The organism is Streptacidiphilus jiangxiensis (assembly GCF_900109465.1).
In the GTDB taxonomy this organism is placed as follows: domain Bacteria; phylum Actinomycetota; class Actinomycetes; order Streptomycetales; family Streptomycetaceae; genus Streptacidiphilus; species Streptacidiphilus jiangxiensis.
Genome location: NZ_FOAZ01000021.1, coordinates 60,153 through 81,061, shown reverse-complemented (window position 1 = coordinate 81,061; position 20,909 = coordinate 60,153). Strand labels below are relative to the sequence as shown.

The following is a 20,909-nucleotide window of genomic DNA, read 5'->3' as shown; positions in this document are numbered from 1 at the left end:
CTCCCCCTTGATGAATGACGCGTCAACGCAGGTACACAGTTGTACCGTTCACCACCGTCGCGAGGCACTGCGGGAGCGCGCCCCCCGGCGTCAGGTCCGGCAGGCCGGGGACGCCGCTGCGCGGGTCCGTGGACCAGTTGCGGATGATCTCGTCGGGGGCCTGGACGACCAGCTCGGTCGGCGCCCACACCGCCAGCGAGGCGGGGGCGCCGGGGACGAGGGTGCCGGCGTCGTCGCGGCCGAGGGCGCGCCAGCCGCCGCGGGTGTGGGCGGTGAAGGCCGCGCGGGCGGAGATGCGGTGCTCGGGGGTGCGGTGGAAGGCCGCCGCCCGGACCGTGCCCCACGGGTCGAGCGGGGTGACCGGGGCGTCGGATCCGAAGGCGAGCGGGACGCCCGCGCGCAGCAGCGCGGCGTAGGGGTTCATGGTGCGGGCGCGCTCGGCGCCGAGGCGGTCGACGTACATGCCGGACCCGCCGCCCCAGAAGGCGTCGAACGCGGGCTGCACGGAGGCGGTCAGGCCCAGCTCGGCGAGGGCGGCGATCTGCTCCGGCGTCAGCAGCTCCGCGTGCTCGACACGGTGGCGCAGGGCGCGGACGCGCTCCAGGCCGAGTTCCGCCGCGACGGCGCGCACGCCCTCGACGAGCGCCCCGAGCGCGCCGTCGCCGATGGCGTGGAACCCCGCCTGGAGGCCCGCCTCGGTGCAGGCGCGGACGTGTTCGGCGATCTGCTCGGCGCCGATGTAGGAGGCGCCGGTGTGCTCGGCGTCGGTGTAGGGGGCGTGCAGGCAGGCGGTGTGGGAGCCGAGCGCGCCGTCGATGAAGAGGTCCCCGCCGGCGCCGACGGCGCCGAGGCGGCGGGCGGTGTCGACCGCGCCGAGCTCGCCCCAGTAACCGAAGACCTCCGGGCCGCCTCCGGCGGCGGCGAGCGCGAGCAGGCCCGTGAGATCCGCCTCCGAGGAGATCTGCGGGCCGGCGCACTCGTGCAGGGCGCCGATGCCGAGGGTGACCGCGTGGGCGAGGGTGGCGCGCTGCGCGGCCTCGCGCTGCTGCTGCGTCAGGTGCCCGAGGGCGGCGCCGCGCACGGCGTGGTGTGCGGCCCGGCTGAGCGGGCCGTCGGGCAGGTATCCGGCCGCGGCGGGCAGCTCCGGCCCGGCGAGGGCGCGCAGCGCGGAGGAGGCCAGCGCGGAGTGGACGTCGGTGCGGGAGAGGTAGAGCGCGGTGCCGCCCGCCACCTCGTCCAGCTCGGCGAGGCCGGGCGCGCGGCGCTCGGGCCACCTGGTCTCGTCCCAGCCGTGGCCGAGCAGCACGCCGCCGGGCGCGACGCCGGAAGCCCGGACGAAGGCGCGGATGCGCTCCAGGGCCTCTCCCAGACTCGGGCAGGCCGTCAGGTCCAGCCCGGTGAGCGCGAGGCCCGTCGAGGTGGCGTGCACGTGGGCGTCGACGAACGCCGGCGTGACCAGGGAGCCGGCGAGGTCGACGACCAGCTCGGCGTCCCGGGCGTAGCTCTCGGCCGCGCCCTCCTCACCGACCCAGGCGACGACACCGTCCTGCATCAGCAGGGCGGTGGCGAAGGGGTCGGCGGGGCTGTAGACGTCGCCGCCGCGCAGCAGGACGGTGCGTGCGGCGGAGGCGTCGAGGGCGGAGAGCGGTGCGGCGGCGGTCATGCGGTCCACCTTATGAGACGCCGCCGACACCGCCGCACACGCCCTGCGGGCCGGCTATTTCAGCCGGGGCGGGCGGGCCTCGTAGGGCGTGCTCAGCACGACCGTGGTGCGGGTCGAGACGCCCGCGGCGGAGCGGATACGGGCCAACAGGTCCTCCAGGTCGCCCGGGGAGGCGACACGGATCTTCAGGATGTAGTTCTCGTCACCCGCCACGCTGTGGCAGGCCTCGATCTCGTCGATCCCAGCGAGCCGCTCGGGGGTGTCGTCCGGGGCACTCGGGTCGAACGGTTTGACCGAGATGAACGCCGTCAACGGCAGGTTGACAGCGTCGGGGTCGACGATCGCGGCATAGCCGCGGATCACACCACGCTGCTCCAGGCGCCGCACCCGCTGGTGCACCGCCGAGGTGGACAGGCCGGTGGCCTTGCCCAGGTCCGTGTAGCTCATCCGCCCGTCGGCGACCAGGAGCTGCACGATCTGTCGGTCTAGTTCCTCCACCTGGACAACCTATCCGACCCGGCGTGTGAGCAAGGACACAGCCCCCTGATCATGTCGGTGGCACCACCAGGATTATCGGGTGCCCCGGCTGGGAAGTGCTCGCTATGGTCGCGACCACTTCAGGTTCGCGTGCCTGCTCCAGGGGGAGTTCACATGACTGTTGTCGAGCAGCTGAGTGCTGTCCGGAACGACGAGGCCGATGTCGAGGTCAGATCGCCGGGCATCGACCCGGGCGACGCCGAGAACTGGGAGATCACCCGGTTCCGCTGCCCCGACTGCCACCGTCCCATCGCCGTTCTGGACGACGAGGAGCGCTTCCCGCAGCACGCCGTGGTGACCACGGCCTGGCACCCGTTCTCCGCCACCGTCTGCCAGGGCTCCGGCCGTTGGCTGGACGACGCCGACGAGGAGACGCCGCTGCCGGACCACGAGCCCACGCTCGCGGAGTTCCTGACGCTGCCCGCCGAGCTCGACTGGCGCCGCCAGCCCTTCTCGCACGTCGGCCGGCCCACGCCGCTCGCCCGCCAAGCGGCCTGAGGTCTCGTCGGCCGCCAGCCTCAGGACGGCCAGTAGCGTCCCTCGACCATCGCCTCCAGCGTCGCCCGGTGCAGGATCAGCGCGTCCGGGTCGGCCGGGGGCTCGGCCTCGCCGAAGTGGACCTGCCGGTAGCCGATCCGCAGCATCACCACCGCGTGGCGCAGCGCCGCATAGAGGGTGAAGAACTCCAGATCGTGCGGGGTGTGCCCGCTCGCCTCGGCGTACTGGGCCGCGACCTCGTCGCGGCCCAGGAAGTCCGGCAGGCCCTCCTGGCCGAAGGCGACGGTCAGGTCCTGGAAGAAGCGGTGCAGGAAGACGAACCAGCCGAGGTCGAGCTCGCGCGGGCCGAGCGCCGCCATCTCCCAGTCGAGCACGGCCGCGGGCGAGAAGCCCTGGTAGATGACGTTGCCGATGCGCGCGTCACCCCAGTTGAGCACCGTCTCGCCCTCGTCGGCGGGCCACAGCCGCTCCAGCCGCGCGAAGGCCCGCTCGATCAGGGGTGAGGCGGCGCGGCCCTGGACGACCCACGCGTAGTACGCGCGCGCCTCGTCGACGTGCCGCCGCAGCGGCGACGCACCGACTGCCGCGCCCGAGCGCAGGAAGCCGGCCTCGGCGACGGGTGCGCGGTGCACCTCGGCGAGCAGTTCGACGCTCTCACGCTGGAGTTGCGCGCGTTCGGCGCCGCTCGCCTCGTGCAGCCAGTTGCCGCTGTAGGTGTAGGGCATCAGGTCCGGCGGGACCCGCCCGTCGACGCGCTCCATGACGAACCCGGGCGCGCCGAGCGGCCCCGGGTCCGGCTCCAGCCGCAGCAGCCGCGGGACGGGCGCCTTGGTGTGGGCGGCGACCAACTCCATGCAGCGGTACTGGCGCTCCATGTCGTAGGCGGGGAACACGGTGTAGGCGTCGGGGTCGGCGGCCAGCCGCAGCACGCACGGCTGCGTCACGCCGTCCGGCGCGAGCAGGTCGAACAGGACGGTGTCGCTGGACATGCCGTTGGACTGAGGGGCGCTCAGCTCGGTGACGGTCGCCCCGGGCCGCCAGCCGGACACCCACGTCCGGAGCCGGGCCCGCAGCAGCTCGGGGTCGCGGGTGGTGGTGCGGGGGCGTGGCGCGTCGGGCGTGGCCATGGGTCGGAGCTCCCGCTTCTACTGGGCGACGGAGGAGAAGTCGGCGAAGCCGGACGGGTCGTGGCGTCCGAAGCTGCCGTGCTCGAAGATGCCGTGACCCACCTCGCCGTCGAGGGTGAAGCGGGCGGCGTGGTCGGTGACGCCGTACCCGGCGAGGCCGAGGTCGGCGGGGTCGGTGAGGTCGTAGCGGCGGCGGTCCACCCAGCCGCGCCCCTGCCAGGTGCCGTGCTGCCAGTCCTGCGCGGGCGGGTAGCCGGCGCCGACGGCGAGCGGCGTGCCGCCGAGAAGTTCGGCGCGGATCTCCACCTGCTTCCGTGCGGCGTCGGTCAGGTGGAGGGTGGCGTCGGTCGGCACGCGGGTGCCGGGGGTGTAGGCGATGTCGACGTAGGGCCAGCCGAGCTGTTCATCGGGGCGGGCCTCGTCGCGGCGGGTTCCGGCGGCGTGGACGAGGACGGCCTCGCTGAGGGAGCGGTAACCGTCGGCGTCCTCCTGGAGGATCACCATGACGAAGCGGTCCCGGAACCGGATCGGGCACCAGACCCAGTGGAACCCCTCGGTGCGGTGCTCCTCCGCGGCGCGTCCCGGCTGCTCGCCCGGGATCGGCCGCACACCCCAACTGCGGTCGCGCGTCGCGGTCCACTCCTGCGGGGTGAGCGTGAACTCCTCCCCGCCCGCCCGGATCCAGCCGCTCGCTCCCCCGGCCTGCACGAACCGCCGGCCCTCCAGGGTCAGCCGGTCCCCGCTGTAGCCGAGGTGGTGCGGCTCCCAGACGGCGGGGAACTCCGCGTGCCAGGTGATGTCGCACGCCAACTCCCCGTCCTCGCCGCCCTCGCAGACCAGACGCAGGGTGCGCAGCGGCTCGACCACCTCGATCCGGATCGGCCCGACGGCGAGTGTCGTCCGGTCCTCGCCCAGTGCGTCGGAGGCCCGCACGGCGTGCAGGGTGTCGCCCACCTTCAGCGTCACGTAGGCGTCGATCACGCCGGTGTTGGGGTAGACGCCGAGCCCGGCGATCAGCAGCGCGCGGCCCGCGTGGTCGAAGACGTGGAAGATGCACCGGTCGTACGCGTTGCGGTCACCGGTGGCGACGTGCCGCATGGACAGCGGCGCCTGGTGGACGGGGTACTCGTCCAGCGGGACGGGGCGGAACGTCACAGGGACCTCCTTGCCGGATCATTTGCCTGACGGTACGTCAGATCCGTTGAAGGGGGCCAGACCCGGGTTTCGGGTTCTTCTCCGCCGGGCGGTCAGGGAAGGGCGTCGACGACGGCCCGTCCCAGCTCCTGCGCGCCCAGGAGGTCCGTGCTGTCGGCCCACTGGTCGACGTTCCCGATCCGCGGCAGGGTGCGCAGTTGCGGGTCCGTCACCGTCTCCGCCGTGGCGTTCGCGAACCGCTCGGCGAAGAGGACCTGGTACGGGCGGCCGTGGTACGGGCGGCAGGTGGTCGCCGGCGGGCTCGTCAGACCGGTCTCGTTGTGCAGTGTGGCCACGGTCGAGTACGCGTCGCACAGGTGCTTCTCCCGGCGGTGGTACTCCGTGGCCGCCAGGGCTCCCCGGAGCGACGGCGTCAGCGCCTCGGCCACCGCCAGCTGCCCGAAGGCGCTGCCCAGCCATTTTCCGTAGGGGGCGTACCGGCGTTCCAGCAGCAGGGACAGCCGCATGAGGTCGCGTACCAGGCGCCCGGCGACGACCGCCGACCCCAGGTCGTCCCCGGCCTCCGCGCAGCGTCCCACGAAGGCCTCCTCCTGGGAGATCCGCTGCCACTGGCAGGCCACGAGGTACCGCCACACCTGGTCCGGGTACCAGGCCAGTCGCGCGCGGACGGTGGTGAGCGTGCTCAGGCCGTCGTGGAACACCTCTCCCTCGGTGATCTCCGCGAGGCGCTGCTGCGGCACCGCCAGCCAGTCACGGACCGTGGGCTCGGCCGAGGTGGCGTCGAAACCGAGGTGCCCGGTCGACCAGGAGCCCGGATCCAGCACGAGCACGCGGTGCTCGACCGGGCCGTCGGTGGGCTCCAGGTGGCCCACCCGTTCGTCGACCTGCCGGAAGTGCGTGGGCCATCCGCGCACGTGCTTGGGCAGGCGCTCGGCCAGGACGCGGTGGAGGCGGGCACCGTGCGCGGTCACGTCCTGCGGGGTGAGGAAGAGCAGCAGGCGCGGGCCCCAGTCGTGGTCGGTCGACCGCGCCGTGTCGAACCCCAGGACCTCGGAGCCCGCGCCGAGCAGCGCGGCGGCGTGCGGCATCCCCGGATGTTCCTCCGCCAGGATCGGCCGCACCGCCTCCTCGTACAGGAGGCGGGCCAGGGCGCGTCCGGGGACGAATGCGGTGTCGGACCTCGTCACCCGGAAACCATGACCCACCCGGCAGCGACCGGCCACCGGTTTTCCGCGACCGGCCACCGGTTCTCCGCGCGGGCCGCGGCCTCCTGCCGGATCGGCGCGTCAGCGGGTCAGCGTGCGGCCGATCACCAGGCGCTGGATCTGGTTGGTGCCCTCGACGATCTGCAGCACCTTGGCCTCGCGCATGAACCGCTCCACCGGGTGATCCTGGGTGTAGCCGTAGCCGCCCAGCACCTGGACCGCGTCCGTGGTGACCTTCATCGCCGCATCCGTGCAGAACAGCTTCGCCATCGCCGCCTCCTTGCTGAAGGAGAGCCCGGCGTCGCGGCGTCGTGCAGCCGCCAGGTAGAGGGCGCGGCCCGCCTCGACGGCCGTCGCCATGTCGGCGAGCAGGAAGGACAGGCCCTGGAAGTCGGCGATCGCGCGACCGAACTGCTCGCGCTCCTTGGCGTAGCCGACGGCGTAGTCGAGTGCGGCCTGCGCGACACCCACCGCGCAGGCGGCGATGCCGAGGCGGCCGGAGTCCAGCGCCGCCATGGCGATGCCGAAGCCCTGCCCCTCCTCACCTATCAGGCGCTCGGCCGGGACGTGGACGTCCTCGAAGAAGACCTGGGCGGTCGGCGAGCCCTTCATGCCCATCTTCCGCTCCGGCGCCGCCGCGGACAGGCCGGGCGTGCCGGCCGGCACCAGCAGCACGCTGATGCCGCGCGAGCCGTCGTCGCTGGTGCGAACCATCGAGCTGTAGAAGTCGGCGACGCCGCCGTGCGTGATCCACGCCTTGGTGCCGTTGACGACGTAGGTGTCACCCTCGCGCACCGCGCGGGTGCGCAGCGCGGCCGCGTCCGAGCCGGACTGGGGCTCGGAGAGGCAGTAGGCGCCGAGCTGCTCGCCGCCGATCATGTCGGGGAGCCACTGCTCACGCTGGGCGTCGGAGCCGAAGGTGGCGAGCGCGTGGCAGGAGAGAGTGTGGACGCTGAGGCCCAGGCCGACGGTGAGGCGGGCCGCCGCCAGCTCCTCGATCACCTGGAGGTAGACCTCGTAGGGCTGGCCGCCGCCGCCGAACTGCTCGTCGTAAGGGAGACCGAGCAGACCGCTGCGCCCGAGCGTGCGGAAGACCTCGCGGGGGAACTCGGCCGCCGCCTCGTCCTCGGCCGCCGACGGCCGCACCTCGTTGTCGGCGAGGTCCCTGGTGAGGGCGAGGAGCTCACGCGCCTCGTCGGTGGGGAGCTGACGCTCGACGGGCTTGGTCGCGGGCGCGGTCATGGCGGCTCTGCCTCCTGGTCTCGGGGCCCGACACCCCAGGTGGGGAGGCCGGGCGACGACACGTACGACGGCACCGGGTCTCGGTGAACGATCGCTAACATGTGGCGCTGGAAGTATGCCCCATTCGGGGCAGCCCGCACCACGCCGGAGCCGGTGCTTCCACCAGGGCGGACACCGCCCCTCATTGCGTAGGCTCGGGGCACCATGCTCACGCTCCCCTCCCTCGTCGAGCGCCTCGCCGGGCTCACGCCGTCCTGCGGCCCGACCCGTCTGCTGGCCGTCGACGGCTACGCCGGCTCCGGAAAGACCACCTTCGCCGGCCTCCTCGCCACGGCGCTCGGCGGCCCGGAGCACGCCCCCGTCGTGCATCTGGACGACCTCGCCACGCACGAGGAGTTCTTCGGCTGGCCCCTCCGGCTGGAGGCGGAGATCCTCGACCCGCTCGCAGCGGGCCGACCGGTGCGGCACCGGGTCTACGACTGGGAGCTGGCCCGCTTCGGCGCGGTCCGCGAGCTGCCGCCCGCGCCGCCGTTCCTGGTCCTGGAGGGAGTGGGTGCGGGACGGCGCGCGGTACGGCCCCACCTGGCCGCGCTGCTGTGGATGGATCTCGACGCCGCGACGGCCCGTGACCGCGGGGAGCGGCGCGACGGTCCGGCACTGGCGGAGTTCTGGCAGCGCTGGTTCGCCGAGCAGACCGAGCACTTCCGTGTCGACCCGAGCCGACCCTTCGCCGATTTCCTGGTGGCCGACAGTGGCGGGGCCACCGGGCAGCCGATCACTCACGCCGCGTAATCGCTACAGCGTGTACCCGGTAGCCTGTCCGCGAGCCAGCGAATAGCAGCCCCAGGCGCCGAATTCCGGGGCCAGGCACCGCCGAAGGGGCCCTTGACCTGCACCCCTGGCACCAACTACGTTCTGAATCAGCGCGACACACGGTGATCGCGCCCCGAAGACACGAGCTGCCGGCCGTTCCCCCGTGGCCGGCAGCTCGTCCTTTTCCGGCCCATCCGTCCGCTCCGCACCACTGGCACCAGTGACCGAGCGTGACACACGAAGGCCTGCCCTCCACTTGTGAGGGCCGTTTGTGCGTGTCCCGACCAGCCGATACGCAAGCGCGGCACTCTTCCGGATCAGCAAGACCCCGGTACGATTCCCCTGAGCGTGGGGGCGTCGAAGCCCGGCGCGCTCACGGACCGTCAAGGTGCGGCGTCTGCAGGCCTCCCGGGTCAGCCCCTCCAGCGGGCAGCGGGGACGCTTCACAGCAGGGGGCGAAGCGGTGGGGACAGAGGACAACGGCGACAGGCGCTCCCGGAGCCTGGCCGATCGCGCCTGGCTACGGGCGATGGACGCCTACACCGCCGGCGCGTACACCCGCGCGGAGGAGGAGTTCCGCGCCGCCGTCCGGCTCGATCCCGGCATGGCCGACGCCTGGCTCGGCCTGCACGCGCTGCGGTCGGACACCTCGGCCGCCTTGTTGGCCATGTACCGCCACCGGGACCGCTTCGGCGAGCAGCGGCGCAGTCACCGACGCCCCCTCAGTTCCTGGTACTGGCTGGGCTGGTGGGTGCAGCCGCTGCTGGAGACCGAGCGTGACCTGACCCTCGCCCATGCCTCGCACTGGCTCGACGGCCGCCACCTGACCGAGCTCGACCAGGCGCTGTCCCAGTGCCCCGGCGCCGCCGAGGACAACGCGGTGCGCTTCCTGCACGCCTGCCGCTCCTACCTGACCAAGGACTGGGAGCAGCTGATCCGCGACACCGACGGCCTGCTCGACGACGCCCTGCTGGGCATCGAGGCGGGCCTGTTCAGCGGCATGGCCCGGGTACGCCTCGACATGTGCGGGCAGGCCGAGCTGCCGTTGGCCACCTCCCTCGCCCGCTGCCGCTCCGAACAGCCCCAGCGCAAGGAGCTGCGCTACTGGCTGGCCCGCGCGTACGAGGGTGTCGGCCGCAGCGCGGCCGCGCTCTCCCTCTACCGCGCGGTGCACCGCGTCGACCCGGGCTTCATGGACACCTCGGCCCGCCTCGCCGCGATCACCGCGGAGGACGGAGTCGACCCGGCCCTGCTGGAGTCCCCGCAGGAGCCCGGCCTGCTGCGCCCGGGCCGCGCGGGCGGCATCCCCCTCGCGGAGCCCGGCGGCTTCGACCCGACGGAGCTGTCCGACGCCCTGGACTCCCCGCTGGACTCCCCCCTCGACGTCGGCTTCGAACCGGTCTTCTACGACCCGCTGCCCGGCTTCCCCCTGGCCGACGACGAGGAGGAGGGCGAGCCGGACGGCGCGACCGGCACCACGACACTGGACGACGCGTCCGAGGCTGCCGCGATCCCCGCAGCGCGCGATCGCGCCCTCGTCCCCGTCTCCGCCGGACGCTCCGGCGACCAGGCCCCGGACCAGCAGCGGCTGGACGCGGCGCTGGCGGAGCTGGACCGGATGGTCGGACTGGAGCCCGTCAAGCGACAGGTCCTCGCCCTCTCCGCGCAGCTGCGGATGTCGCGCCTGCGCGCCGACCAGGGCCTGCCGGTGCAGCCGCCCAAGCGGCACTTCGTCTTCTCCGGCCCCTCCGGCACCGGCAAGACCACGGTGGCCCGGATCCTCGGCCGGGTCTTCTACGCCCTCGGCCTGCTCAGCGGCGACCACCTGGTCGAGGCCCAACGGGCGGACCTGGTGGGCGAGTTCCTCGGCCAGACGGCCGTCAAGGCGAACGAGCTGATCGACTCGGCGCTGGACGGCGTGCTGTTCATAGACGAGGCCTACAGCCTCGCCAACTCCGGCTACTCCAAGGGCGACGCCTACGGCGACGAGGCCCTGCAGGTCCTGCTCAAGCGCGCGGAGGACAACCGCGACCGCCTGGTGGTGATCCTGGCCGGCTACCCCGAGGGCATGAACCGTCTCCTGGCCGCCAACCCGGGCCTCAGCTCCCGCTTCACCACCCGCGTCGACTTCCCCAGCTACCGCCCGATCGAACTGTCCGCGATCGGCCAGGCCCTGGCCGGGCACGACGGCGACTTCTGGGACGACGAGGCCCTGGAGGAGCTGCGCAGCATCTGCGCCCACGTCGTCCGCGAGGGCTGGATCGACGATCTCGGCAACGGGCGCTTCATGCGCACCCTCTACGAGAAGTCCTGCGCCTACCGCGACCTGCGTCTCTCGGTCCTCTCCGACGTCCCCACCAGACAGGACCTCGCCGCACTGCGCCTTCCCGACATCCTCCAGGCCTACGGCGAACTGATCGACGGCCGATGAGCCGACCGCTCCGGCGCGCGCAACGGAGCGGTTTCGTCCGCTGCGACGCGGCAGCGACACTGGTGCCCTCGCACACGAGAGGGGGATCATGAAGTACTTCGCCAGGATGCGCCGCTCCGTCGCCGCGCTCGCACTGGCCGGGTCCGTCGTCGCCGGCGTGATCGGGTTCGTGCACGCCTTCCAGCCCGACCCGGAGATGACGGGCGGCAAGCAGTCCGTCGCCGACTCGTCGAGCTGGGACTTCCAGCGGTACTGACCGAACGGGGTGGAGGCTCCGCCGTACGGGCCGAGCCTCCACCCTCGGGCCGCTAGGCGGCCTTGAGTGCCTCCCGCAGCGGGACGCGGGCGCCGCTGCGCAGGACGGAGTTGCGGTAGATGCGGCCCGCGAAGCGGAGCATCACGACGCCGAAGGCGAGGGTGACGGCCAGGGAGGCCAGGACCTGCCAGAGCGGGGCGACGCCCAGCGCCCAGCGCATGGGCATGATCTCCGGAGCCGTCAGCGGGACGAAGGAGAGGACCTCCGCCAGGGAGCTGTGCGGGTCGGAGGGCAGGACGGAGATGGCGACCACCCAGCCCGCGACCAGCGGCATGATGATCGGGGCCATCACGCCGCCGAGGTCCTCCTGACGGGAGACCATCGCCCCGGCCGAGGCGAAGATCATGGCGTAGAGCCAGAAGCCCGCCAGGAACCAGACCAGCGTCCAGGCGAAGCTGCCGACCGACGCGCTCAACGAGACGCTGAGCTGGCCGTCGGCCATGCTGATGCCCAGGCCGATCACGGCCGGCACGATCAGCTGGATCACGCCGACGACCCCGACCCCGATCACCTTGCCCGCGAGCAGCTGCCACGGCTTGATGGTGGCCAACAGGAGCTCGACCACCCGGCTGCTCTTCTCCTCGACGACGCCCTGGGCCACCATCTGGCCGACCGTCATCAGGATCATGTACATCAGCAGACCGGCCGCGATCGCGATGGCGATCTTCTGGCCCTGCTGCGGATCGGACTTCTCCAGCGGGGTGGCCTGGACGTGCTGGGAGGGCGCCGCCGTCGCGTCGCCGACGACGGCGAAGAGGGTGTTGAGGCTGTCCGGGAGGGACTTCTTCACCGTCACCTGCGTGCCGTCCGCGCCGTGAGCGGTGACGAAGGCGTCGGCCTTGCCGTCGCGGACGGCGGCGGTGCCGGCCGCAGCGTCCGGGACGACCGTGATGGAGACCTTCTGGTGCAGTTTGCCGGCGACGTCCTCGAGCGTCTGCCCGTAGGCGGCGTCGGCCTGGACCACGGCCACGTGCTGCGTGGGCGTCCCCGGGGAGGCGAGCTTGAGGACGATCGGCAGGGCGGCGAAGATCACGGCCGTGAGGCCGAGGATGATCAGGAACGCCTTGGAGCGCAGCCGCACCGACAGCTCGCGGGAGGCGACCAGCTTGACCGCCTCGACGTTGCTCAGATGGGTGCTCTGGTGGTTGGTGGTGCTCACTTCTCGTTCTCCCCCGAAGTCGTCGCGTCCGCGCTCACCACGTGCCGGAACAGCTCGGTCAGCGTGGAGCGCCGACGGGCGAACTCACGGACCGGGCCGGTGGCCAGCGCCGCCGCCAGGACGGCCTGGTCGTCGGCGCCCTCGTCGAGCGCGAGCACCGTACGGCCGTTCTCGACGCCCCGCACGGTGACGCCGGGCAGGCCGACGGCCCACCCCTCCCCCGCGTCGGGCGCGTGGACGAGGAGTTCCTCGCCGCCGGAGGCGCGCAGCTCGTCGACGGTGTCGCAGGCGACCATCGTGCCCGCGCGGACGATGCCGACGCGGTCGCACAGGCGCTCGACCAGGTCCAGCTGGTGGCTGGAGAAGATGACCGGGATGCCCTCGGCGGCCTTCTCCCGCAGCACCTGGCTCATCACGTCGACGGCCACCGGGTCCAGGCCGGAGAAGGGCTCGTCGAGGACGAGGATCTCCGGGTCGTGCACCAGCGCCGCGGCCAGCTGCACGCGCTGCTGGTTGCCGAGGCTGAGCTTCTGCACCTCGTCGCCGATGCGGGCCTGCACGCCCAGCCGCTCGGTCCACTCCCGCACGGCCGCGGCGGCCCGCTCGGCGCCGAGGCCGTGCAGGCGGGCCAGGTAGGTCAGCTGCTCGCCGACCTTCATGCGCGGGTAGAGGCCGCGCTCCTCCGGCATGTAGCCGATCCGGCTGCGGGTCTCCTGGGAGACCGGCACGCCGGTCCAGCGCACCTCGCCCCCGTCGGCCGCGAGCACACCGAGGATGATCCGCATCGTCGTGGTCTTGCCCGCGCCGTTGCTGCCGACGAAGCCGAAGATCTCCCCGGCCCGTACGTCGAAGGTCATCCCGTCCAGCGCGACGGTGTCGCCGTAGCGCTTGGAGAGGGCGTCGACCTCGAGACGTCGATCGCTCACCTGCTCACACTCCCCCGAATGTTCTGATACTGCTCTGATCTGTTTGATCGACGGTCAGCTTAGCCATGGTGGGCGCGGTGGTCCGGATCGTGGACCTCCCCGACCAGCTCCTCCAACACGTCCTCCAGCGCGACCAGGCCGAGCGTCAGTCCGTCGGCGTCGACCACACCGGCCACGTGCGCGGCCGAGCGCCGCATCGCGCCGAGCGCGTCGTCGAGCGGCAGGTCGCCGGAGAGGGTGATGATGGGCCGCCACAGCCGCTGCGGCACCGGCGCGGCCGGGTCGTCCAGCTCCAGCACGTCCTTGACGTGCAGGTAGCCCAGGAAGGCGCCGTGGTCGCCGACGACGGGGAAGCGCGAGTAGCCGGTGCGCACGGCCAGCTCCTCGATCCGCTCGGCGGTGACGGCACTGTCGACGGTGACGAGCCTGGCCGCCGGCATGACGACCTCGCGCACCGGGTGCAGGCCGAGTTCCAACGCGTCCTCGAGCCGCTCCTGCGCGGTGCGGCCGAGCAGCCCGGCCGCGTGCGAGGCGTGCAGCAGGTGCGTCAGCTCCTCGCTGGTGTAGGCGGCGGCGATCTCGTCCTTGGGCTCGACCCGCAGCAGCCGCAGCAGCAGGTTGGCGCAGGCGTTGAGGAAGGCGATGAACGGCCGCAGCCAGCGGGCCAGCGTCGCCAGCGGCGGGCCGAGCCAGAGCACCGCCCGCTCGGGCGTGGCCAGGGCGATGTTCTTCGGCACCATCTCGCCGATCACCATGTGCAGGGCGACGACGACGACCAGGGCGAGCGCGTAGCCGACCGGGTGCAGCAGCCCCTGCGGCAGGCCGAGCGCGTGGAAGGGCGCCTCCAGCAGCTTGGCCAGGGCGGGTTCGGCGACGGCGCCGAGCAGCAGCGAGCAGACGGTGATGCCGAGCTGGGTGGCCGCCAGCATCGCGGAGACGTCCTCGAGCGCGCGCACGACCGTGGCCGCGCGCTTGTCGCCGGCCTCGGCGAGGGGCTCGACCTGGCTGCGGCGGACCGAGACCAGCGCGAACTCCGCGCCGACGAAGAAGGCGTTGCCCAGCAGGAGCAGCACGGCGAAGAAGAGAGCGAGCGCGCTCATCGGTCACCGCCCTCCTCGTGGCCCCGCCCTCGGAGACGCTCCGGCGCCTCCAGGCGTTCCAGCCGCACCAGTTCGGTGCGGTGGCGGTGGACCTCCAGCGCGGTGAGCCGCCAGCCGGGCAGCTCGGCGCTGTCGCCGGGGGCGGGGATCCGGCCGAGCAGGTCGGCGAGCAGGCCGGCGACGGTCTCGTAGGGGCCCTCGGGGGCGTGCAGACCGACGGCCTCCAGCACGTCGACGCGGCAGCGGCCCTCGGCGACCCAGGCCTCGTGGCCCGTACCGGGGTCGGCGGGGCGCAGCTCGGGCAGGTCCTGCGGGTCGTGCTCGTCCTGGACCTCGCCGACCATCTCCTCGACGATGTCCTCCAGCGTGACGACGCCGGCGGTGCCGCCGTACTCGTCGACGACGACGGCGAGTTGCTGCCGACGCCGGAGCATGTCGAGCAGCCGCTCGGCGGGCAGCGTCTCCGGCACCAGGAGCGGCGGCGAGGCCAGCGCGCCGACCCGCACGTGCGGGCGCCGGTCGGCCTTGACCGCGAGCGCGTCCTTGAGGGTGACCACGCCGACCACCTCGTCGATGGTCTGCCGGTAGACGGGGAAGCGGGACAGGCCGGTGGCGCGGGTCAGGTTGAGCACGTCGGCGGCGGTCGCGTGGTCCTCCAGGGCGGCGACGTCGATGCGGGGCGTCATCACGGACTCGGCGGTCAGCTCGGCGAGGCCGAGGGTGCGGACGAACAGGTCGGCGGTGTCGCGCTCCAGCGCGCCCTCGTGGGCGGAGTGGCGGGCGAGCGCGACGAGCTCCTCGGCGCTGCGGGCGGAGGCCAGCTCCTCGGCGGGCTCCATGCCGAAGGAGCGGACCATGCGGTTGGCGACCCCGTTGAGGACGAGGATCAGCGGCCGGCAGGCCTTGGAGAACAGCACCTGCGGCGCGACGACGGCGCGCGCGACCTGCAGCGGTCGCGAGATCGCCCAGCCCTTGGGCACCAGCTCGCCGACGACCATCTGGACGACCGTCGCCAGCAGCATCCCGACCACGGCGGCGACGGTGCTGACGGCGCCGGCCGGCACGCCGACCGACTCCAGCGGTGAGGTGAGCAGCAGCCCGAGCGCGGGGTTGGCCAGCATGCCGACCAGGAGGGAGGTGACGGTGATACCGAGCTGCGCGCCGGACAGCTCGAAGGAGAGCGTGCGCAGGGCGCCGCCGACGCGGGCCGCCCGCCGGTCACCCGCCGCGGCCGCCCGCTCCACCTCCCCGCGGTCGACGGTGATCAGGGCGAACTCGGCGGCCACGAAGAGCCCGTTGGCCAGGATCAGCAGCACGGCGACGCCGAGCAGCAGCCAGGCCACGGAAATACTGTGAGGGTCCATGGAAGGTGGGAATTCTCCAAAGGCTTGGTAAAGACTCCACCTTATAGCACAGGAAACCCGCGGACCTCAGGGGCGCTCCGCCGTGCCGTAGGCGTCGACGCAGGCACGCAACTCCTGCGTCATCCGCCAGGCCTGGCGTCGACCCGCGCCAGGCTGTATCGCCACCACGGCCAGCGTGCCGCCGTCCGCCAGGTCGAGGGTGACCCAGGGGTCCCCCTGGTGCAGGTTGACGGCAAGGATCTGCGGCCACTCCAGCCGCCGTGTCCGCAGGAAGTTGACGACCGTCAGACCGGCGCGGTCCGCCCGCGCCTTCGGGCGGGCCAGCACCACCAGGACCAGGGCGAAGACGACACCGCTGCCGCCTATGCCGATCCGGTCGTGCCGCTGCCAGTCCGGCGCGCCGACCACGGCGATCAGCGCGAAGAAGGCCACCGAGACGGCCGCGAGCCCGAGCAGCACCACACGGGTCAGCACCGGCTGCCAGGTGTGCGGCAGCGGGGGGGCGGTGGTGACGCTCGGGCTCGCGGTCATGCCGGCGCCTACAGGCGGCAGGCGTGGATGTCGGTGACCAGGATCGCGCGGGCGCCGATGCTCCAGAGGTCGTCCATGATCCGCTGGGCCTCCTTGCGCAGCACCATGGCCCGGACCGCCACCCAGCCCTCGCTGTGCAGCGGGGAGACGGTGGGCGACTCCAGACCGGGGGTGAGCGCGACCGCCTCCGCGACGCGCTCGGCACGGATGTCGTAATCCATCATCACGTACCGGCGGGCCACCAGGACACCCTGCAGGCGGCGCATGAACTGGTCGACCGCCGGGTCCTCGGTGGCACCGAGGGGGCGGATGACCACGGCCTCGGAGCGCATGATCGGCTCGCCGAAGACCTCCATCCCGGCGTTGCGCAGGCTGGTGCCGGTCTCCACGACGTCGGCGATGACGTCGGCGACGCCGAGCTGCACGGCCGTCTCGACGGCGCCGTCGAGCTTGGTGACGGTGGCCGTCACACCCGCCTCGGCCAGGTGCTTCTCGACCAGACCGGTGTAGGAGGTGGCGATCCGGCGGCCCTCCAGGTCCTTGACGCTGGTCGCGACCCCGGGCGGGCCGGCGAAGCGGAAGGTCGAGCCGGCCAGGCCGAGCGAGAGCACCTCCTCGGCCTCCGCACCGGAGTCCAGCAGCAGGTCACGACCGGTGAAGCCGATGTCGAGACGGCCGGAGCCGACGTAGATCGCGATGTCGCGGGGACGCAGGTAGAAGAACTCCACCCGGTTCTCCGGGTCGACCAGGACCAGCTCCTTGCTGTCCTTGCGCTGGCGGTAGCCGGCCTCATGGAGCATGCCCGCCGCCGGTTCGGCGAGTGAGCCCTTGTTCGGGACGGCGATGCGGAGCATGGTCTGGCCTCTCTGAAGTGGAACGGACATACGAAAGCGGGGCACCGAAACGGCTCGGTGCCCCGCTGCGTCACTACACGCGGGGTCTACAGATGGGCGTAGACGTCCTCCAGGGTGAGGCCGCGCGCGACCATCATCACCTGGAGGTGGTACAGCAGCTGGGAGATCTCCTCGGCGGTCCGCTCGTCGGACTCGTGCTCGGCGGCCATCCACACCTCGGCCGCCTCCTCGACGACCTTCTTGCCGATGGCGTGCACGCCGAGCCCGACCAGCTCGGCGGTACGAGAACCGGGCTCGCCCGCGGCGGCCTTCCGCTGCAGCTCGTTGAAGAGCTCTTCGAATGTCTTCTGCGCCATGATGGGCCTACCCTACGTGGTTCCCCGGGAACAGGTCGTGTCGTCCCACCGTACGGACGGTGGCGTGGACACGAATCCGCTCTCAGGCGCCCAGGCCCCGGATCAGCACGGCGGTGCTGAGCGCGGCCGTGGTGGCCTCGTGGCCCTTGTCCTCCTTGGAGTCGGCAAGGCCCGCGCGGTCCAGCGCCTGCTGCTCGTTGTCGCACGTCAGCAGGCCGAACCCGACCGGGATGCCGGAGTCGACACTCACCTGGGTGAGACCCATCGTCGCCGCCTCGCACACAAAGTCGAAGTGGGGCGTGCCGCCACGGATGACGACGCCGAGGGCGACGATCGCGTCGTAGCCGCGTGCGGCCAGCGCCTTCGCGGCGACCGGCAGCTCGAAGCTGCCGGGGACGCGCAGCACCTGGTAGTCGGTGACGCCGAACTCGTCCAGTGCGCGCTCGGCACCCGCGATCAGGCCGTCCATCACCACGGTGTGCCACTGCGCCGCGACGACCGCGACCTTCAGGCCCTTGGCGCCCTGCACGTCGAGCTTGGGAGCTCCCTCGCCGCTCACTTGCGTACTTCCCTTCGGTGGTTCTCTGGTGGGTGGAGGCTGGTTGGTGGAGAGTCAGGCGCTGTGCACCGGGCTGAGCTCGTCGAGCCAGGGCAGGTCGTGGCCCATCCGGTCACGCTTGGTCAGCAGGTACCGCAGGTTGTGCTCGCCGACGCCGGCCCGGACCGACTCGCGGCCGTGCACCTGCAGCCCGTGGTCGGTCAGCGCCACGTGCTTGTCGGGGTTGTTGCTGAGCAGCCGCACCGAGCGGACACCCAGGTCCTGCAGGATCAGCGCGGCGGCGCGGTAGTCGCGGGCGTCGGCGGGCAGACCCAGCTCCAGGTTGGCGTCGACGGTGTCCCGCCCACCCTCCTGCAGCTCGTAGGCGCGCAGCTTGCGCACCAGGCCGATGCCGCGCCCCTCGTGACCACGCAGGTAGAGCACGATGCCGCGGCCCTCGCTCGCGATCCGGTCCAGCGAGGCGGCCAGCTGCGGACCGCAGTCGCAACGCAGCGAACCGAAGACGTCGCCGGTCAGGCACTCGGAGTGGATCCGGACCAGGACCTCCTCGCCGTCCGGCAGGCGGCCGTCGGCGTCCAGCCCTCCCGCGACCAGCGCGATGTGCTCCACGCCGTCCGGCTCGCTGCGGTAGCCGAGCGCGGTGAAGGAGCCGTGCTCGGTGGGCAGCGAGGTCGTCGCGGCGCGGGTGACCTTGGCCTCGACGCGCCGGCGGTAGGCGATCAGGTCCTCGATGGAGACCAGCGCCAGACCGTGGCGGCGGGCGAAGACGACCAGCTCGGGCAGGCGCGCCATGGTGCCGTCGTCGTTGGCGATCTCGCAGATCGCGGCGGCGGGCCGCAGACCGGCCAGGCGGCACAGGTCCGGACCGGCCTCGGTGTGGCCCTCGCGCTCCAGCACGCCGCCGGGACGGGCACGCAGCGGGAAGACGTGGCCGGGGCGGACGAAGTCGCCGCTGACGCTGGCCGGGTCGGCCAGCAGCCGGATGGTCAGCGCCCGGTCGGCGGCGGAGATGCCGGTGGTGACGCCCTCCTTGGCGTCCACCGAGACGGTGAACGCGGTCCGCATCGACTCGGTGTTCTGCGCGACCATCTGGCCCAGCTCCAGCCGGTCCAGCTCCTCGCCGATCATCGGCACGCAGATCAGGCCGCGGCACTCGCGCATCGCGAAGGCCACCAGCTCGGGCGTGGCCAGCTCGGCGGCGAAGACGAGGTCGCCCTCGTTCTCGCGGTTCTCGTCGTCGACGACGACGATCGGGCGGCCGGCCGCGATCTCGGAGATCGCGAACTCGATGCTGTCCAGGGTCAGGTCCTCGTACACCTCACCGTGCTGCACGGCGAGTTCCTCGATGGCGTTCATGCGACGGCCCCTTCCGTGAGCACGGACTGCTGGGTGGCGGTGCGGCTGCGCAGCCACCAGGAGCGCAGTCCGAGAATGACCAGGACGAAGTAGATGCTGTAGACGTAGCCGGAGAAGGCGTAGCCGTTGGTGAAGTTGAGCGGCACGCCGACCAGGTCGACGGCCAGCCAGGCGAACCAGAACTCGACCCAGCCGCGGGCCTGCGCGTACATCGCGGCCAGCGTGCCGGTGAAGATGTAGGCGTCGGCCCAGGGGCTCCAGGACATCCACGGGTAGGCCTTGAAGAGCTCCGCGAGGCCCACCGTCAGGACGGCCGTGGCCAGGACGAGGACGCCGCGCTCGGTCCAGGTGGCGAAGCGGACGGCGACGTCACCCCCGGTCCTGTTCCGGCCGCGCTGCCACTGGAACCAACCCCAGACCGACACGGCTATGACGATCAGCTGCTTGCCGGCGCTGCCGCTCAGGTGCCCGGCGGCGAAGGCGGCGAAGAGCACCACGCCGGAGAGGAGCTGGACGGGCCAGGTCAGCATCGACCGGCGCCAGCCGAGCGCGAGGGCGCCGAGGCCGAGCAGGTTGCCCACCATGTCGGACCACTTGATCTGCTGTCCGAACAGGGTGAACGCGGTGCTGTTGAGGTCGTTGACGACACTGCTCATGGCCCGTCAGGCTCCCGTCTGCTGCGCGCTGTCGAACGCGGGGAGCGCACGGTCGCCGAGCAGCCGCTCGACGTACTTCGCCAGCACGTCGACCTCGAGGTTCACCGGCTCGCCGAGCCCCTTGAGGCCGAGGGTGGTGTGCGCGAGGGTCGCCGGGATCAGGCTCACGGTGAACGAGTCCACGGCCGCCTCCACCACGGTCAGGCTGACGCCGTCGACGGTGATCGAGCCCTTCTCGACGAGGTACCGCGACAGGTGCGCCGGCAGGCTGAAACGCAGGACCTCCCACTGGGGATTCCCGTCCGTGCCGGCCTCGCCGGGCGTGCGGGAGAGCAGGGCGCCGGTGCCGTCGACGTGGCCCTGGACCAGGTGGCCGCCGAGGCGGGCGCCGAGCGCCATGGCGCGCTCCAGGTTCACCCGCGAACCGACCTCGATCGCGCCGAGGCTGGACCGCTCCAGCGTCTCGCGCATCACGTCGGCGCTGAACTCGCCCGGGTGGGCGGCCAGTTCGTCGTCGGTGTCGAGGACGGTGAGGCAGACGCCGTTCACGGCGATCGACTGGCCCTCGCGGGCGTCGGCGGTGGTGACCGGACCGCGCAGGCGGACACGGGCGGAGTCGCCCAGATCCTCGATCGCGAGGACCTCGCCCAGCTCTTCGATGATTCCCGTGAACATTCAGCTCTCCCGTGACCTTGCGCCTACTGCGCGGTCTCCGGGGCTGGGTCGGGAGCTGACAACGGACGACTGCCACGGGGTACGGCGACGACGCTGCACGCGGGGCCCGAAGGCCCCGTCGGGACGACAGGGCCGCTCGGGAACACACCCCGGGAAGGGTGCGCGCGAGGCGACGACGCCGCAGCCCGACGTCCGCCGCGCACTGCCTCCCATCCGGACTTTAACCGTCGGTCCAGGAATTTCACCTGGTCAACCGGCCGCTGGAAGCGGTCGGGTCGCGGACTGTAACCGCCGGTTCGGACTTTCACCGACCCCGGAGTGCGCAAACGTCGTACTGCTGGTGTCAGTGTGCCACGCACCTCCGCAGGCTTCGCAAGACCTGACGG

At 72.5% G+C, this 20,909-nt stretch carries 21 protein-coding genes and 1 riboswitch; of the genes, 4 read left to right on the top strand and 17 right to left on the bottom strand.

Annotated elements, in window-relative coordinates; all coding sequences use genetic code 11:
* Window positions 1-22: 22 nt before the first annotated feature.
* Together BMY61_RS32840 and BMY61_RS32835 are read right to left on the bottom strand one after the other, a co-directional pair.
* A complete protein-coding gene (locus BMY61_RS32840; RefSeq protein WP_042450841.1) occupies window positions 23-1,663 on the bottom strand; it encodes an amidohydrolase in 1,641 nt (546 codons plus the stop codon).
* A gap of 54 nt (window positions 1,664-1,717) precedes the next feature.
* On the bottom strand, window positions 1,718-2,161 hold the full coding sequence (locus BMY61_RS32835) for an Lrp/AsnC family transcriptional regulator (RefSeq protein ID WP_042450843.1): 444 nt from the start codon (window positions 2,159-2,161) through the stop codon (window positions 1,718-1,720).
* A gap of 153 nt (window positions 2,162-2,314) precedes the next feature.
* On the opposite strand from BMY61_RS32835, the gene BMY61_RS32830 reads away from it, so the two are divergent.
* The gene (locus BMY61_RS32830) at window positions 2,315-2,698 is read left to right on the top strand and encodes a hypothetical protein (protein WP_042450845.1); all 384 of its coding nucleotides are present in this window, start codon (window positions 2,315-2,317) and stop codon (window positions 2,696-2,698) included.
* A 20-nt stretch (window positions 2,699-2,718) separates the two neighbouring features.
* Here BMY61_RS32830 and BMY61_RS32825 read toward each other — a convergent pair whose 3' ends face one another.
* The 4 genes from BMY61_RS32825 to BMY61_RS32810 all read right to left on the bottom strand — a co-directional run bounded on the left by BMY61_RS32825 (window position 2,719) and on the right by BMY61_RS32810 (window position 7,427).
* The gene (locus tag BMY61_RS32825) at window positions 2,719-3,825 is read right to left on the bottom strand and encodes a phosphotransferase family protein (RefSeq protein ID WP_042450847.1); all 1,107 of its coding nucleotides are present in this window, start codon (window positions 3,823-3,825) and stop codon (window positions 2,719-2,721) included.
* 18 nt (window positions 3,826-3,843) lie between these two features.
* A complete protein-coding gene (locus tag BMY61_RS32820; RefSeq protein WP_174514514.1) occupies window positions 3,844-4,980 on the bottom strand; it encodes an Rv3169 family protein in 1,137 nt (378 codons plus the stop codon).
* Window positions 4,981-5,072: 92 nt separating this feature from the next.
* The gene (locus BMY61_RS32815) at window positions 5,073-6,167 is read right to left on the bottom strand and encodes a DUF4037 domain-containing protein (RefSeq protein WP_042450849.1); all 1,095 of its coding nucleotides are present in this window, start codon (window positions 6,165-6,167) and stop codon (window positions 5,073-5,075) included.
* Between the two features lie 99 nt (window positions 6,168-6,266).
* The gene (locus BMY61_RS32810) at window positions 6,267-7,427 is read right to left on the bottom strand and encodes an acyl-CoA dehydrogenase family protein (RefSeq protein ID WP_042450853.1); all 1,161 of its coding nucleotides are present in this window, start codon (window positions 7,425-7,427) and stop codon (window positions 6,267-6,269) included.
* A gap of 204 nt (window positions 7,428-7,631) precedes the next feature.
* Between BMY61_RS32810 and BMY61_RS32805 the strand changes: the two genes are divergently transcribed.
* The 3 genes from BMY61_RS32805 (at window position 7,632) to BMY61_RS46655 (ending at window position 10,927) form a co-directional block, all read left to right on the top strand.
* Window positions 7,632-8,219 carry a uridine kinase family protein gene (locus BMY61_RS32805; RefSeq protein ID WP_042450855.1) on the top strand — a complete coding sequence of 196 codons (588 nt, stop codon included), beginning with the start codon at window positions 7,632-7,634 and terminating at the stop codon, window positions 8,217-8,219.
* 550 nt (window positions 8,220-8,769) lie between these two features.
* The gene (locus BMY61_RS32800) at window positions 8,770-10,671 is read left to right on the top strand and encodes an AAA family ATPase (protein ID WP_082015186.1); all 1,902 of its coding nucleotides are present in this window, start codon (window positions 8,770-8,772) and stop codon (window positions 10,669-10,671) included.
* Between the two features lie 88 nt (window positions 10,672-10,759).
* The gene (locus BMY61_RS46655; protein WP_161791281.1) at window positions 10,760-10,927 is read left to right on the top strand and encodes a hypothetical protein; all 168 of its coding nucleotides are present in this window, start codon (window positions 10,760-10,762) and stop codon (window positions 10,925-10,927) included.
* A 52-nt stretch (window positions 10,928-10,979) separates the two neighbouring features.
* Here BMY61_RS46655 and BMY61_RS32795 read toward each other — a convergent pair whose 3' ends face one another.
* From BMY61_RS32795 to BMY61_RS32745, 11 genes are all read right to left on the bottom strand, one after another.
* Complete coding sequence (locus BMY61_RS32795) at window positions 10,980-12,146, bottom strand: ABC transporter permease (protein ID WP_052438907.1); 1,167 nt, start codon at window positions 12,144-12,146, stop codon at window positions 10,980-10,982.
* The gene (locus BMY61_RS32790) at window positions 12,143-13,072 is read right to left on the bottom strand and encodes an ABC transporter ATP-binding protein (RefSeq protein WP_042450859.1); all 930 of its coding nucleotides are present in this window, start codon (window positions 13,070-13,072) and stop codon (window positions 12,143-12,145) included. The genes BMY61_RS32795 and BMY61_RS32790 overlap by 4 nt, the downstream gene beginning before the upstream one ends.
* A gap of 59 nt (window positions 13,073-13,131) precedes the next feature.
* The gene (locus BMY61_RS32785) at window positions 13,132-14,172 is read right to left on the bottom strand and encodes a hemolysin family protein (protein WP_042450861.1); all 1,041 of its coding nucleotides are present in this window, start codon (window positions 14,170-14,172) and stop codon (window positions 13,132-13,134) included.
* The gene (locus tag BMY61_RS32780; protein WP_042450980.1) at window positions 14,169-15,521 is read right to left on the bottom strand and encodes a hemolysin family protein; all 1,353 of its coding nucleotides are present in this window, start codon (window positions 15,519-15,521) and stop codon (window positions 14,169-14,171) included. Before BMY61_RS32780 ends, BMY61_RS32785 begins: the two co-directional genes overlap by 4 nt.
* A gap of 81 nt (window positions 15,522-15,602) precedes the next feature.
* Window positions 15,603-16,067: a PH domain-containing protein gene (locus BMY61_RS32775; RefSeq protein ID WP_042450863.1), complete on the bottom strand. Its 465-nt coding sequence runs from the start codon at window positions 16,065-16,067 to the stop codon at window positions 15,603-15,605.
* An 8-nt stretch (window positions 16,068-16,075) separates the two neighbouring features.
* The gene (gene hisG, locus BMY61_RS32770) at window positions 16,076-16,921 is read right to left on the bottom strand and encodes an ATP phosphoribosyltransferase (protein WP_042450865.1); all 846 of its coding nucleotides are present in this window, start codon (window positions 16,919-16,921) and stop codon (window positions 16,076-16,078) included.
* Window positions 16,922-17,007: 86 nt separating this feature from the next.
* On the bottom strand, window positions 17,008-17,277 hold the full coding sequence (locus tag BMY61_RS32765; RefSeq protein WP_042450866.1) for a phosphoribosyl-ATP diphosphatase: 270 nt from the start codon (window positions 17,275-17,277) through the stop codon (window positions 17,008-17,010).
* An 82-nt stretch (window positions 17,278-17,359) separates the two neighbouring features.
* A complete protein-coding gene (gene ribH, locus BMY61_RS32760; protein WP_042450868.1) occupies window positions 17,360-17,836 on the bottom strand; it encodes a 6,7-dimethyl-8-ribityllumazine synthase in 477 nt (158 codons plus the stop codon).
* Between the two features lie 54 nt (window positions 17,837-17,890).
* On the bottom strand, window positions 17,891-19,192 hold the full coding sequence (locus BMY61_RS32755; protein ID WP_042450870.1) for a bifunctional 3,4-dihydroxy-2-butanone-4-phosphate synthase/GTP cyclohydrolase II: 1,302 nt from the start codon (window positions 19,190-19,192) through the stop codon (window positions 17,891-17,893).
* A complete protein-coding gene (locus tag BMY61_RS32750) occupies window positions 19,189-19,848 on the bottom strand; it encodes a nicotinamide mononucleotide transporter family protein (protein WP_042450872.1) in 660 nt (219 codons plus the stop codon). Before BMY61_RS32750 ends, BMY61_RS32755 begins: the two co-directional genes overlap by 4 nt.
* Window positions 19,849-19,854: 6 nt before the next feature.
* Complete coding sequence (locus BMY61_RS32745) at window positions 19,855-20,523, bottom strand: riboflavin synthase (protein WP_042450874.1); 669 nt, start codon at window positions 20,521-20,523, stop codon at window positions 19,855-19,857.
* Window positions 20,524-20,718: 195 nt separating this feature from the next.
* Window positions 20,719-20,849: riboswitch (FMN riboswitch) on the bottom strand.
* Window positions 20,850-20,909: the final 60 nt, after the last annotated feature.

Coding starts and splice junctions, on each gene's coding strand:
- BMY61_RS32800 (WP_082015186.1), top strand. CDS start 8,770: ATGGACGCCTACACCGCCGGCGCGTACACCCGCGCGGAGGAGGAGTTC.
- BMY61_RS32785 (WP_042450861.1), bottom strand. CDS start 14,172: ATGAGCGCGCTCGCTCTCTTCTTCGCCGTGCTGCTCCTGCTGGGCAAC.
- BMY61_RS32840 (WP_042450841.1), bottom strand. CDS start 1,663: ATGACCGCCGCCGCACCGCTCTCCGCCCTCGACGCCTCCGCCGCACGC.
- BMY61_RS32830 (WP_042450845.1), top strand. CDS start 2,315: ATGACTGTTGTCGAGCAGCTGAGTGCTGTCCGGAACGACGAGGCCGAT.
- BMY61_RS32775 (WP_042450863.1), bottom strand. CDS start 16,067: ATGACCGCGAGCCCGAGCGTCACCACCGCCCCCCCGCTGCCGCACACC.
- hisG (WP_042450865.1), bottom strand. CDS start 16,921: ATGCTCCGCATCGCCGTCCCGAACAAGGGCTCACTCGCCGAACCGGCG.
- BMY61_RS32750 (WP_042450872.1), bottom strand. CDS start 19,848: ATGAGCAGTGTCGTCAACGACCTCAACAGCACCGCGTTCACCCTGTTC.
- BMY61_RS46655 (WP_161791281.1), top strand. CDS start 10,760: ATGAAGTACTTCGCCAGGATGCGCCGCTCCGTCGCCGCGCTCGCACTG.
- BMY61_RS32810 (WP_042450853.1), bottom strand. CDS start 7,427: ATGACCGCGCCCGCGACCAAGCCCGTCGAGCGTCAGCTCCCCACCGAC.
- BMY61_RS32765 (WP_042450866.1), bottom strand. CDS start 17,277: ATGGCGCAGAAGACATTCGAAGAGCTCTTCAACGAGCTGCAGCGGAAG.
- BMY61_RS32745 (WP_042450874.1), bottom strand. CDS start 20,523: ATGTTCACGGGAATCATCGAAGAGCTGGGCGAGGTCCTCGCGATCGAG.
- BMY61_RS32755 (WP_042450870.1), bottom strand. CDS start 19,192: ATGAACGCCATCGAGGAACTCGCCGTGCAGCACGGTGAGGTGTACGAG.
- BMY61_RS32805 (WP_042450855.1), top strand. CDS start 7,632: ATGCTCACGCTCCCCTCCCTCGTCGAGCGCCTCGCCGGGCTCACGCCG.
- BMY61_RS32825 (WP_042450847.1), bottom strand. CDS start 3,825: ATGGCCACGCCCGACGCGCCACGCCCCCGCACCACCACCCGCGACCCC.